This is a genomic window from Tardiphaga alba (genome assembly GCF_018279705.1).
In the GTDB taxonomy this organism is placed as follows: domain Bacteria; phylum Pseudomonadota; class Alphaproteobacteria; order Rhizobiales; family Xanthobacteraceae; genus Tardiphaga; species Tardiphaga alba.
The window spans coordinates 3,973,170-3,986,075 of record NZ_CP036498.1 but is presented as its reverse complement, the minus strand read 5'-3'; the positions used below and the strand labels follow the sequence as shown (position 1 = coordinate 3,986,075).

At 61.4% G+C, this 12,906-nt stretch carries 9 protein-coding genes and 1 pseudogene; 4 read left to right on the top strand and 6 right to left on the bottom strand.

Annotation, left to right across the window (positions count from 1 at the left end; translation table 11 throughout):
• The first annotated feature begins 214 nt into the window (after window positions 1-214).
• The 3 genes and pseudogenes from RPMA_RS18935 to RPMA_RS18925 all read left to right on the top strand — a co-directional run bounded on the left by RPMA_RS18935 (window position 215) and on the right by RPMA_RS18925 (window position 5,207).
• A complete protein-coding gene (locus tag RPMA_RS18935; protein WP_408056450.1) occupies window positions 215-1,279 on the top strand; it encodes a hypothetical protein in 1,065 nt (354 codons plus the stop codon).
• A gap of 211 nt (window positions 1,280-1,490) precedes the next feature.
• A pseudogene (locus tag RPMA_RS18930) lies at window positions 1,491-3,960 on the top strand (putative bifunctional diguanylate cyclase/phosphodiesterase).
• A 251-nt stretch (window positions 3,961-4,211) separates the two neighbouring features.
• Window positions 4,212-5,207 carry an IS110 family RNA-guided transposase gene (locus RPMA_RS18925; protein WP_249225295.1) on the top strand — a complete coding sequence of 332 codons (996 nt, stop codon included), beginning with the start codon at window positions 4,212-4,214 and terminating at the stop codon, window positions 5,205-5,207.
• A gap of 21 nt (window positions 5,208-5,228) precedes the next feature.
• Here the strand turns inward: RPMA_RS18925 and RPMA_RS18920 are convergent, their stop codons facing one another.
• The 5 genes from RPMA_RS18920 to RPMA_RS18900 form a co-directional block, all read right to left on the bottom strand.
• Window positions 5,229-5,795, bottom strand: a complete 567-nt coding sequence (locus RPMA_RS18920) for a nitroreductase family protein (protein WP_211909224.1) — start codon at window positions 5,793-5,795, stop codon at window positions 5,229-5,231.
• 118 nt (window positions 5,796-5,913) lie between these two features.
• A complete protein-coding gene (locus RPMA_RS18915; RefSeq protein ID WP_211909223.1) occupies window positions 5,914-6,123 on the bottom strand; it encodes a hypothetical protein in 210 nt (69 codons plus the stop codon).
• Between the two features lie 3 nt (window positions 6,124-6,126).
• A complete protein-coding gene (gene thrS / locus RPMA_RS18910; RefSeq protein ID WP_211909222.1) occupies window positions 6,127-8,163 on the bottom strand; it encodes a threonine--tRNA ligase in 2,037 nt (678 codons plus the stop codon).
• A gap of 118 nt (window positions 8,164-8,281) precedes the next feature.
• Window positions 8,282-10,237, bottom strand: coding sequence for a BCCT family transporter (locus tag RPMA_RS18905; protein WP_211909221.1), 1,956 nt, complete (start codon window positions 10,235-10,237; stop codon window positions 8,282-8,284).
• 121 nt (window positions 10,238-10,358) lie between these two features.
• Window positions 10,359-10,970, bottom strand: coding sequence for a zinc ribbon domain-containing protein (locus RPMA_RS18900; protein WP_211909220.1), 612 nt, complete (start codon window positions 10,968-10,970; stop codon window positions 10,359-10,361).
• Window positions 10,971-11,252: 282 nt separating this feature from the next.
• On the opposite strand from RPMA_RS18900, the gene RPMA_RS18895 reads away from it, so the two are divergent.
• On the top strand, window positions 11,253-12,377 hold the full coding sequence (locus RPMA_RS18895) for an MFS transporter (protein WP_249225293.1): 1,125 nt from the start codon (window positions 11,253-11,255) through the stop codon (window positions 12,375-12,377).
• Here the strand turns inward: RPMA_RS18895 and RPMA_RS18890 are convergent.
• Window positions 12,374-12,700 carry a GrlR family regulatory protein gene (locus RPMA_RS18890; protein WP_211909218.1) on the bottom strand — a complete coding sequence of 109 codons (327 nt, stop codon included), beginning with the start codon at window positions 12,698-12,700 and terminating at the stop codon, window positions 12,374-12,376. The two genes, RPMA_RS18895 and RPMA_RS18890, sit on opposite strands and share 4 nt — an antisense overlap.
• Between the last annotated feature and the right edge of the window lie 206 nt (window positions 12,701-12,906).

The following is a 12,906-nucleotide window of genomic DNA, read 5'->3' as shown; positions in this document are numbered from 1 at the left end:
CAATCTAAGCGCAGCAACGCCTTCATGCCAGACGGACGATGGATCATCATTTACGCAATATATCCAGGGCTTAAGTGGCCAATGTGACTGGATGGCGACCTCTGGGCTCAAAGCCCCCGGAAAGGTGGGGCGCGGGTGGCGCCGGGCTGCCAAAGCAGGGGGCTAACAGCGGTCAAGGCTTGAATTTGCCGCGTTTTCGTTGAAAAGCATGACAATGACCACACGGGGCCATGATTTGCAGACATCCGTCCGGAACAGGCGGCTGGCTTTGACGCTCGGCCTTGCCGTGATGCAGGTCGTCATGACTTCGAGCTTGGCCTCGGCTCAGTTTTTCAGCGACCGTCCGGCGCCGGTTCCACCCGCCGCGATTCCGGATGTCCCGTCGGGGCCGGCCATAAGTCTGGCACCGCCGTCCGGCCCGTCCACCGCCCCATTGCTGCCCGCGCCGTTGTTGCAGCCGCCCGTCGCCAATGTGAATCCGCCAGCGTCATCGCCAGTGCAGGTCAGCCCGGCCGCCCCGGTACAGGGTACTCTGGCTCTCAGCGCGCGCTATGGCAAGGATCTGCCGCCGGTGAATGGCGGGCTGATCTGGCGTGTCTATTCCGACCGGCCCGACGAGACCGGGGCTTTCAAGATGATCCGCGAGGACCGGGGGGCGACGCCGAATATCGTGCTGCCGCCCGGCAACTATGTCGTGCATGTCGCTCTCGGCCTCGTAAGCGCAGTCAGGCCGGTCACCATCAAGTCGGACACCGACCGCGAGTCCTTCGTGCTGCCTGCCGGCGGCCTGCGTATCGAAGGGCGTGTCGGGACCAGCAAGATCCCGTCGAACCAGATCTCTTTCAGCATCTACAAGGGCAGCCAGTTTGACGGTGGCGAACGCGCAGCATTGTTGCCGAACGTCGCCGCGGGCGATGTCGTGCTGCTGCAAGAGGGCACCTACTACCTGATCTCCAATTACGGCGACGCCAATTCGGTCGTGCGTTCCGATATCCGGGTGCAAGCCAGCAAGCTGACCGACGTCACCATCACGCACCGTGCCGCTGTGATCACCATGAAGCTGGTGAGCGACAAGGGCGGTGAAGCGCTTGCGAACACCGCCTGGTCGGTGATCACGCCCGCAGGCGACGTGATCAAGGAATCCATCGGTGCCTTTCCGAAGGTCACGCTGGCCGAAGGCGAGTATCGCGCCATCGCTAAAAACGAAGGCAAGGTGTTCGAGAAGCCCTTCAATGTCGTCAATGGCGTCGATGGCGAAATTGAAGTCATCGCCCGCTGACAGTCGCGCCTGCGCTTGTGTGTCTGCATTTGCATCAAACGCGACTTAACCGTCATCCGGCTGTCATTGTTGTGAATCGCGAACTAACCATTGCATGAGTTTGTTCTGTGGCATGACGACGTAGCGGCATCTGTCTGCAAAACATTTACACGACATTAAGCGGCCTGGCTTGATTAGCGGACATCGCTACAAGCTTGCGCAAGGATGCGTCGTGATCGCGGCCAAGAAACTATCCGTCAACACGGACATCAAAGTTTTTGACGACATCCCCGCGCTGCAGCGCAAGTGGCGCGCTGCCGTCCGGCCCGGCCAGGTGTTGCCCGGCTATGAAGAAGTGATGCTCGGCAGCCTTGGGCGGATGGCGGATCACATCGTGCTGCTAAAGACCCGCGGTGATAGTTTCGAGATATCGCGCAGTGGCCGTTATGCGCAGCAATGGCTTGCCGACGATCGATGGGATATTCCGCTCGACATCGTGCTGCCGGATTGCGCAAGGGCGCTCACCGATGCCGCGAACTGCGCGCTCCAGACCAACCGGCCACATCTCGCGGTAGCGCATTGCGTGCGTGATGGCCTGGTTCAGACCTATGATATTCTGGCGCTGCCAACTGCCTCGCGTTGGGGGTAAAGCTGGTCGGCGCCTATATCAACGAGCAAGGGCCCCGCTACAACCTGGTGGATGCGATCTTCTCGTCAACCGACGAAGGTATCGTCTCGCTCGCAGCCATTCGCGACTCATCGAACAAGGCGTTCGACTTCCAGATCGTGCATCACAACCAGGGTGCGGCGCGATTGCTGAAAGTTGCTTTGACCGATTTGCAATGGCGCAGGCTTAGCGAAGGCGGCCATGCACTCTGCTTGCCGGACGTGACGCGATGGCTGCTGTCGATGATCGCGAAAGAAGCCAGCGGCAAGCTGGAAATCGATAGCGATGATCGTCATTTGCGCCTGACCGCGACGGCGCTTGGTGATCTGGTGTCGCTCACCGTGTCCGATATCACCGAGATCAAACGGCGTGATGCCTCGTTCCGCTTGCTGTTCGACGGCAACCCCATGCCGATGTGGGTATTCGACGCCGAAACCATGCGGTTCCTGAGCGTCAACGACGCCGCGGTCTCCCATTACGGTTATGAGCGCGAAGCCCTGCTGCGCATGGAATTGAAAGAGATCTGGCCGCGCGACGAATGGGACGCGCATACGCGCGCTCTGACCCAGCTCGGCGACAGCTATCAGTCGGACCGCAATTGGCGACACATCAAGGCTGACGGCTCCGAGATACAGGTGCTCACTTATGGCCGTCGCGTCGTGTTCGACGGCCGGGATGGTTTTCTCGTCGCCATCGTGGACATCACCGAGCGTCGTAAGGCCGAAGCGCGTGTCGCTCATATGGCGCATCATGATGCGCTGACGGATCTGCCCAATCGCGTTTTCTATCAGGAGCGCCTGGCGCAGGCGCTGGACCACCACGACCCGAACGGCATGTGGCGGTGTTGTGCATCGATCTCGATCTGTTCAAGAACGTCAATGACAGTTTCGGTCACCCGACCGGCGATCGCCTTTTGAAGCAGGTGGCCGAGCGCATGCGGGGCGAAGTGCGTGGAAACAATCTCGTTGCGCGCCTTGGCGGGGACGAGTTTGCGGTCGTTCTGACCTCCGAGGTCACGTTGAACGAGGTGAATGAATTCGCGGCGCGTTTGATACAGGTCGTCAGCATGCCCTATGACATGGGCGACGACATCGAGGTGGTGATCGGCGCCAGTATCGGCATCGCACTATCACCGGGAGACGGTACGACCAGCGAAGAGCTGATGCGAAACGCGGATATGGCGCTGTATCGCGCGAAGGCCGAAGGCGGGAGCGTTCATCACTTTTTCGAACGCGAGATGGATCGGCAGGCGCAGAAGCGACGCGATATGGAGCTCGACCTGCGTGGTGCGTTCGCCGACGGTGACTTCGAACTCCACTATCAGCCTCTCGTCGATATCGGAATTGACCGTATCGTCGGCTTCGAAGCCCTGCTGCGCTGGAAGCATCCCGAAAAGGGCATGATTTCGCCTGCCGATTTCATTCCAGTTGCTGAGGACATCGGCCTGATCGTGGCACTCGGCGAATGGGTGTTGCGCAGCGCCTGTGCGGAAGCTGCGAAGTGGCCCGACGATATCAAGGTGGCCGTCAATCTGTCGCCAGTGCAGTTCCGTAGCCGCAATCTGGTTCAGGTGGTCGTGGCCGCGCTGGCGTATTCCGGCCTGCCGCCGCATCGCCTGGAACTGGAGATCACGGAGACGGTGTTCCTCGCTGAAACCGAAGCGAACATCGCTACCCTGCATCAGCTTCGCGCGCTCGGCGTCCGTATCTCCATGGACGACTTCGGGACGGGCTATTCGTCGCTGAGCTATCTGCGCAGCTTTCCGTTCGACAAGATCAAGATCGACCGCTCTTTCGTGAAGGATCTGGTGGAGCGTCCGGACTGCATGGCCATCGTGCGCGCGATCTCGGGGCTCGGACGCAGCATGAACATCACCACGACGGCGGAAGGCGTCGAGACGATGGAGCAGCTGGAACGGCTGCGCGCCGAGGGCTGCAACGAAGTGCAGGGCTATCTGTTCAGCGCGGCGAAGCCAGCGGGCGAGCTCGACGCTTTGCTGCAGAAATTCGGCTGCTGCGCGACGCAAGCGGCGTGAACCGTAGGGCGGATTAGCGCAGCGTAATCCGCCGGCAGAGCTCACGACTGAAACTCCGCGGCGGATTACGGCTTCGCCTAATCCGCCCTTGTAATAGCCCGACCTGTTATTGTGAGGCCATTCCGAGAGGAATGCTCTGCCGCGGAGTGCAATCCGCGGCAGAGCGCTGGCGATCGGATCGTATCCGCCCTGAGTCGTCTGAGACTGTCTCGTAGCGGGATCGCGCCAGCACCTTCATCGGACCCGGATGGTTGCCGGAACTCAAGGTTCGCTTTCACAAGGCAGGGTCGAGGAAGATGACACAGACTATCACACAGGTGGCCGGTATCGATACGGCCAAGCACAAGCTCGATATCGCGCTGCACGGCCAGTCAAAGCGATGGCAGATCGAGAATTGCGTCAGTGGATGGCGGGATCTGGCGTCACGCCTCGCCGGAGCTGGCGTCAACAAGGTCGGAATCGAAGCCACCGGCGGCTACGAAAGCGGCGTCGTTGCCTATTTGCGGGGAGCCGGCTTTGTGGTTCTGCTGCTGCAACCGCTACAGGTGAAAAACTTTGCAAAGTCACGGCTACGCCGCGCCAAAAATGACGCTCTCGATGCCGAACTGATCGCCGCTTACACCGCGCAGGCCGAGCCGCGCGATATTGCGCCGGACGCCAGACTGACGGGATTAGCGGGCCAACTCACCTTTGTTGAGCAGACTGAGGAGGACATCGCCCGTCTCAAAATCCGCCTCGAGCATATTGGCGAGCCACAGCAGCGACGTCTTTATCTTCGCGACATTGCGCGTTTGCAGGCGCGGCGCCGGGCCGAACTCAAGCGGATTGCTGCTCTGCTGCGCCAGCATGATGATCTGGCGCGGCGCCTCGCCTTGGTGCTTAGCATTCCCGGTATCGGCGAACGCACCGCGCTTGCCATCGTCATCCGCATGCCTGAGCTCGGCCAGATCAGCCGCGAGGAAGCTGCAGCTTTGGCTGGCCTTGCGCCGTTTGATAACGACAGCGGCAAGCACCGTGGCCAACGCCATATTGCCGGCGGGCGCGATCGGCTGCGCCGGTCGCTGTACGCGGCCGCTTTGCCGGCTTCATTCCGGTGGAATGCGGCTCTGATCGACCTCTACCGACGATTGATGGCCCGTGGGAAAGCCCACCAGGCCGCACTCATCGCCTGTGCCAGGAAGCTCATCGTCTACGCTAACACCGTCGTCCAGCGCGGAACTCCGTGGATCAAAAGTCCCGCGCTTTAATGGTTGCTACGGCACAGCGTTTTAGAACCGCGTCACCAGATCCTTCAATTCCGGCCGAGGCCGATCCTCGATCACGCGATCCGGCTTGCCGCCGATATGGATGAAGCCGGCGAGCTTTTCTTCGGCGGAGAGCCCGAGACCGGTCATCACGTCGCGATCGAAGGCGTACCAGCCCGTGAGCCAGTTGGCGCCATAGCCGAGCGCCGTGGCTGCAGCGGCGATGTTCATGCAGCTTGCACCGGCCGATAGTTCCTGTTCCCAGGCGGGCACCTTCGGGTGCTGCTTGAGCGAGGACACCACCGCGATGACCAGCGGCGCTTCGGTGAGGCGCTGTTTCTCTGCTTCGACGGTCTCATGCGGCGCATCCGGATTCTTGCGGGCGAAGACAGTGGCAATCACATTGCCTGCGCGCTTGCGCGCGTCGCCTTCGAACACGATGAAGCGCCACGGTGCCAGCTTGCCGTGATCCGGTACGCGTGCGCCGATGGTGAGGATGGTTTCCAACTCGGCGGAGGAGGGGCCCTTGCCGGACATTTCGCGCGGCTTGACGGAGCGGCGGGTCTTCAGAAATTCGATCGTGTCGGTCACGGGCAAGGTCTCACAAATGAGGATATGCAGATTTGATTGATGGCATATCATGCGCAACGGCCCGCCACGAGGCGGGCCTTGCTGGTTTAGACGGATTGTGATCGCAGAACGGTCGCCGCTAGCTGGCCGTCTTGTGCTCGGGCATCTTGGACGCCCGGTCGAGAAGATCCCGACCGAGATCCTCAAGCACCGCACGCGATGCCAGATAGAGGCTATGGCCCAACTCGGTCTCGAGCGCCAAAGCCACCACGTCCGGACGGTTGGGGTCCGGGATCAGCTGATACGACCGCAGCGGATAGGCCTCGATCTCGATTTCGTCGTCGCTCATGGCTCAGCTCGCTTTGGCGCGCTTGACGTCGGGCGGCGTCGCTTCTTCCACCAGCGCCGCGATGGCTTCGTCGGTGGATATCACCTTCTGGCCTTCGCTGCCGAGGCGTCGGACCGACACCGAGTGGCTCTCGGCTTCCTTCTTGCCGACCACGAGAAGAGCTGGGATCTTGGCCAGCGAGTGCTCGCGGACCTTGTAGTTGATCTTCTCGTTGCGCAGGTCGATCTCGACGCGCAGCCCGGCTTTTCGGGCGGCGGCGGCGACGACCTTGGCATATTCATCGCCTTCCGACGTGATGGTGGTGACCATCACCTGCGTCGGCGCCAGCCAGAGCGGGAAGCTGCCGGCATAGTGCTCGATCAGGATGCCGATGAAGCGTTCCATCGAGCCGCAGATCGCACGATGCACCATCACGGGCGCCTTCTTCGATCCATCGGCATCGATATAGAACGCGCCAAAACGCTCCGGCAGGTTGAAGTCAACCTGCGTGGTGCCGCACTGCCAGTCGCGGCCGATGGCGTCGCGCAGCACATATTCGAACTTCGGCCCGTAGAACGCGCCTTCGCCCGGCGAGATCTCGGTCTTGATGCGGCCGCCCGACTGCGCCTCGATGGCGGATAGCACGGTGGCCATCACGCGCTCGGCGTGATCCCACATCTCGTCGGTTCCGACGCGCTTCTCCGGCCGCGTGGAGAGTTTCACCACAATGTCGCCGAAGTCGAAGTCGGTATAGGTCGATAGGATCAGGTCGTTGATCTTGAGGCACTCATCCGCGAGCTGGTTCTCGGTGCAGAACACATGTGCGTCGTCCTGGGTGAAGCCGCGCACGCGCATCAACCCGTGCATGGCGCCCGAGGCTTCATAGCGATGCACCACGCCGAATTCGGCGAGGCGCAGCGGCAGGTCGCGATAGCTCTTCAGGCCATGCTTGAAGATCTGCACATGGCCGGGGCAATTCATCGGCTTCAGCGCGAACCAGCGCTTGTCCTCGGCCTCTTCGCCGGCCGACTGTGCCGCGAACATGTTTTCGCGATACCAGCCCCAATGGCCCGACGTCTCCCACAGTCCCTTGTCGAGGATCTGGGGCGCATTGACCTCCTGATAGTCGCCGTCGAGGCGGCGGCGCATATAGGCGATCAGGGCTTGGAAAATGGTCCAGCCCTTCGGATGCCAGAACACGACGCCCGGGCCTTCTTCCTGGAAGTGGAAGAGGTCGAGCTCGCGCCCCAATTTACGATGGTCACGCTTCTCCGCTTCCTCGATCTGCTTCATGTAAGCGTCGAGGTCTTCCTGCTTGGCGAAGGCGGTGCCGTAGATGCGCGTCAGCATCGGATTGTTGCTGTCGCCGCGCCAATAGGCGCCGGCTACCTTCATCAGCTTGAAGGCGTTGCCGATCTTGCCCGTCGAGGTCATATGCGGGCCGCGGCAGAGATCGAACCAGTCGCCCTGGTAATAGATCTTGATCGGCTCGTTGCCGGGAATGGCATCGACCAGCTCGACCTTGAAGGCCTCGCCCTTGTCGCGGAACACCTGCTTGGTCTTTTCGCGGTCCCACACCTGCTTGGTGAAAGGCGTGTCGCGCTGGATCAGCTCGCGCATCTTCTTTTCGATGGCGGCAAAATCTTCCGGCGTGAAGGGCTCTTCGCGATAGAAGTCGTAGTAGAAGCCGTTCTCGATCACCGGGCCGATGGTGACCTGGGTCGATGGCCACAGCGTCTGCACGGCTTCGGCGAGCACATGCGCGGCGTCATGCCGGATCAGCTCCAGCGCGCGCGGGTCTTCGCGATTGATCAGTTCGAGCTTGGCATCCGCCTCGATGGAATCGTTGAGGTCGGTGACCACGCCGTCCAGCGCCATGGCGACAGTGCGCTTGGCGAGCGAGGGCGAGATGCCCTTGGCGATGTCGAAACCGGTCGTCCCCCGCGGATACTGGCGCACGGCGCCGTCCGGGAAGGTGAGGTTGACGTTCGCGCTGTTCTGGTCGGCGGGGGTGAGGTTGGCGAGGCCGAACTTGAATCCGGAGCCTTCATTCTCAGTCATGTCTTTTCTCCTGTGGCTCACTCCTGCACACGGGCGCAGGTAAGCGGGGAACAGCGGTATAGCAGCCGATTCGGATGATGCAACAGCAGTCCGGCAAGGTTTTGACCGTCGCGCTGCTCTACGCCGAGCTGGCTGGCTGGCGCCCGGCAGCGCTGCTGACGGCGCCCCATGCGAGGCGCGAGCTTTCCAGCTGCCCCAGCAGGTCTCCTGTGATCTGCAACTCGGAGAAACCGGTGAGATCGCGATGACGGGCCTCGCTGTTGGTTCGCGCAGCCAGCATCCAGGTCCGGCTGCGATGCGCTGCCGGGGTCTCCCATGCCGTATAGGCGGCCAGCGGACGGGATCGTGGCAGCAAACGATAGACGAATGAGCGCCCGTTGCCGAAACCGATCGTCAGCGACGCGCCCTCGCTATCGATTTTCACCTCGCTGTCAGCCCAGCCTTCATCGAGCATGGCCTGACACACCGATTGCAGCGCCGGCACGCCATGCCCGATGATTTGGCGCTCGATCTCGGCGCGGCTCGCAGGCACGAACAGTCTGCGCAGCCGCTCGCTGATGTCGGGGCTTTCCTGCGAAATCGTCTCACCGTCGAGATCGGCGCTGGTCTGCCGCACCAGGCCGTAAGCCAGCATCAGCATGATGAAGCAGAAGGGCAGCGCCGCGAGCAGTGTCGCGGCCTGCAGCGCATCGAGGCCGCCCGCGAGCAGCAACAGCGCCGCGGTGGTACCGAGCACGATGCACCAATAGATGCGCTGCCAGCGCGGCGTATCTTCCTTGCCGCCGGACGCCAGCGTGTCGATCACCAGGGCGCCAGAGTCGGCCGAGGTGACGAAGAACACGCCGACCAGCAGGATCGTGAGGCCGGAGGTGAAGCCTGCAGCCGGCAGATATTCGAGAAATTTGAAAAGCGCCGTCGACAGATTGGCCTGCACGGCCGCCGCGATGCCGCCATGAGCGGTGCCGAGATCGAGCGAAATCGCCGTATTGCCGAACACCGTCATCCAGAGAAAGGTGAAGGCCGTCGGCACGAACAGCACGCCGATCACGAATTCACGGATGGTGCGTCCGCGCGAGATGCGGGCGATGAACATGCCGACAAACGGCGACCATGCGATCCACCATGCCCAATAGAATAGCGTCCAATCCGCCATCCATGCCTTCGGTTCATAGGCATAGAGCTTGAAAGTTCGCTCGACGAAATGATCGAGATAGAGGCCGAAATTCTGCACCAGCGCGCGCAGCAGGAACAGCGTTGGCCCGCTGCACATCACGAACACCATCAGCAGCACGGCAAGTACGAGATTGAGCTCGGACAGACGCCGGATGCCGCGATCGGCGCCGCTGAGTACGGACAGGGTCGCTACGCCCATGACCGCGGCGATCACGGTCACCTTCATGATCGCGCTGTCGGTGATCCCGTAATTATAGGCGAGGCCGGCGGTCATCTGCGACACGCCGAAGCCGAGCGAGGTGGCGACGCCGAACACGGTGCCGCAGACGGCAAAGATGTCGATGGCATCGCCGAGCGGGCCATTGATGCGCTTGCCGAGAATGGGCGACAGGCCGGAGCGGAAGGCGAGTGGCAATCCCTTGCGATAGGTGAAGTAACCGAGGCTGAGGCCGACGATGGCGTAGATCGCCCAGGCATGGACGCCATAGTGATGGAAGGTGATAGCCATCGCCTCGCGCGCGGCGGTGATCGTGCCGCTCTTCGCTTCCGGCGGCGAGATGTAATGCTGCACCGGTTCGGCCACGGCGAAATACATCAAGCCGATGCCCATGCCGGCCGCGAACAGCATCGCGAGCCAGGACACATAGGGAAATTCCGGCTCAGCATCGTCGGGTCCCAGGCGCAGCTTGCCTGCGGGGCCGAAGCCGAGAACCAGTACCACGACCAGAAACGTCGCGACCGCCGCGACATAGAACCACCCGAAGGTGTCGATAACCCAGCTCTGTGCCGTCTTGAACATGCTGTCGGCGGTGCCGGGCATGGTGATGGTAACGATGAGCAGGGTGGCGATGACAGCGGACGCGCCGAAGAACACGCGCGGTTTGATTTGGCTTTGAATCATCGGGCCGCCTTAGCCGCCAGATGAGCGAGAGTCCAATCAAGCAGGTTGTGGAGGCAGGATCGTACCAGGTCTGGCACGATCCCCACCTCTGCGGATGATGGTGTTATGGATCGCAGCGCGATCAAGCCGCCGCCATCTCGGACAGCACGCCGCCCACATGCGCCGGCGACATGCCGAGATGCTTGCCGATGTCTGATGCCAGCATCCATTCGCGTTCGCCGAGCGGGCGGGCAGGGGCTATGGCAATCACGGCCCGCAGCGTCGCTTCCTTGCCGCGATCATTCAGGCCGTCAGCCTGCCGCGCCGTATTGGAAAGGGCGCTGTTGCGATCGGAGCCGGACATCACAGCTTTTGCGATCGACTCCGGTGTCGCATCCACGCCGATCAGTCGCTGCGTGGCTTCGGTGATCTGGTCGTTCAGCTTCGGCGTCAAGCCGCCTTCACCGGACATCAGCAGCATCAGCTGCGCCAGCATGGTTGCGAGATTCTCGTCGCGCTGATGTTGCTCGCGGATCGGGTCGTGCTCCAGCACGCTTTCGTTCCACGCTTTGTCGCAGGCGGTGCATTGCACATAGCGATCGAGCTCCTGCATCGGGATTAGCGGGATCCAGTAGAGGTGCCCCCATTTCTTCGGACGTCGCAGATTATATTGCCGATGCTGCGCACAGCCGGGGCAGAAGAACTCGCCCTTTTGAATGATTTTTTTGGTGACGTAAGAACCCCAGATAATCATGCATTCCTCGCAACGGCTGCCGCTGAATCCGCGTGGCGGGATTCAGGTCGCTCCAACAAACAGGCGTGTCAGGCGCGGTGTTGTGCGCGCCTGTGCCTGGTAGTCGCCAAATCTGCGTGACGGGTTCTGAGGCGAGTGCCTCCATTTTTGCATACGGCCAATGTGCGTGCAGTTTCACAATGATGTCGTGTCGTGCCGGTCCATGCGTATGATCTGCACTGTACAGCTCCCTGTTGCATGCTATCAAACAACGTGTCCCGCCCGTTTGCTCCCACCGCACTCATGATCGGCAACTTTGTCACCGGCGTCGGCCTGCTCGGTCCGACGGCGATGCTGAGTGAATTGTCGGCTGGTCTCGAAGTCACCATCCGTGAAGCAGGATTGCTGATCACCTTTGGCGCGGTGATGCTGTGTATCTGCTCGCCATTGATGTCGTGGCTCACCAGCCGGGTCGAGCGACGGACCATGCTGATCTCGGTGATCGCGGTTGTGGCGGTTTGCAATCTCGCCTCTGCTTTCGCGCCTAATTACACCGTTCTTCTCGGCATCCGACTGGTGATGTGCATCGCCGCCGCGCCCTATACGCCGCAAGCGGCGGGGGTAGTCGGGATGCTGGTGCCGCCCGAGAAGCGCGCCAGTAGCGTCGCTTATGCCTTCCTCGGTTGGACGCTGGCGGCCGCGGTGGGCCTGCCGATGGTCACCTTCATCGCCAGCCGCTATGGATGGCGCGAGGTCTATGGCGTCGTTGGCGTCATGAGCTGCATCAGTTTCGCGCTGCTGGTCTGGCGCATTCCGCGCGGGCTGTATGGCGCGCCGGTCGATCTCACCACATGGTCGGCGCTTGCAAGCAACCGGCTGGTCCTTCTGCTGCTGTCGATCACCACGCTGCAGATCGCCGGCCAATTCTCGATCTTTACCTTCATGGCGCCGCTGCTCGAACGTCTGGCGGGAGCAGGGCATGACGCTGCGGCGTCTGTTTTTGCCATCTATGGCGTCTGCGGATTCCTTGGCATCATGACGGCGACGCGGATCGTCGATCGATGGGGCGCTCTCAGGACCTCGCTGCTATCGACCAGCTTGGTTTTGACGGGGATGACCGTCTGGTCCGTCGGTGCGGGACAGCTCCCCGTCATGGCGCTCGGCGTGGCCATCTGGGGTCTTGGCTTCGGTGCGATTACATCGATGCAACAGGTCCGCTTGATCACGGCTGCTCCAGCAGCGGGGGCCGCTGCTGTTTCGTTGAACACGTCGATGCTTTATGTCGGCCAGGCCATTGGTTCTGGCATTGGCGGACTGCTGTTTTCCGGCGGTTATTTCCGGGCGTCTGGCTTCGTTGCCATGGCGTTTCTGACGACGGCACTTGCCGCCATCTTGTGGAGCCTTAGCTTCGGTAGTCGCGGAAGCTAGTCGCTGATGCGCGTCAGTTGAGCCGTGAACAGAACGCCGGGTTTCTGCAGGGCTGCACCTTCGAAATTCACGGTATCGCCACTCGCGTGGCCCGTCAGCGACAGCGTGACGCCTTCGAGCCCGAACAGGGAGGGGATTTCAGGATCGGGATTAAAGCGCCGGCTGCTCACCCGCACCGAAATCGCATCGGGCTTATTTTGGTAATTGCCGCTGAAGGTGAATGCAGAATTTCCGCCGCGCAGCTTGCCGGCGATGGCATAGATGACGCCGCTGCCTTTGCCATGAACGGTATGAAAAAAAACTTCGTACAGGCCTTCTTCCACCTGCGCCCCCGCCGAACATTCTGGTCGATGGTTGAAACTTAAAAGATATTGTGAACGCACCCTATGATACCAAGCGCGAGCGGGCAATGTCGTTCAGCAACTTTCACCGAACATTTGTTACGTGAATAAGAGCAAAGCTTGGGTCGGTATGCCGTCGCGCGAACAATTGCCGGGATGAGTGCCTACTTCGTCAGCGCTGTGGCGAA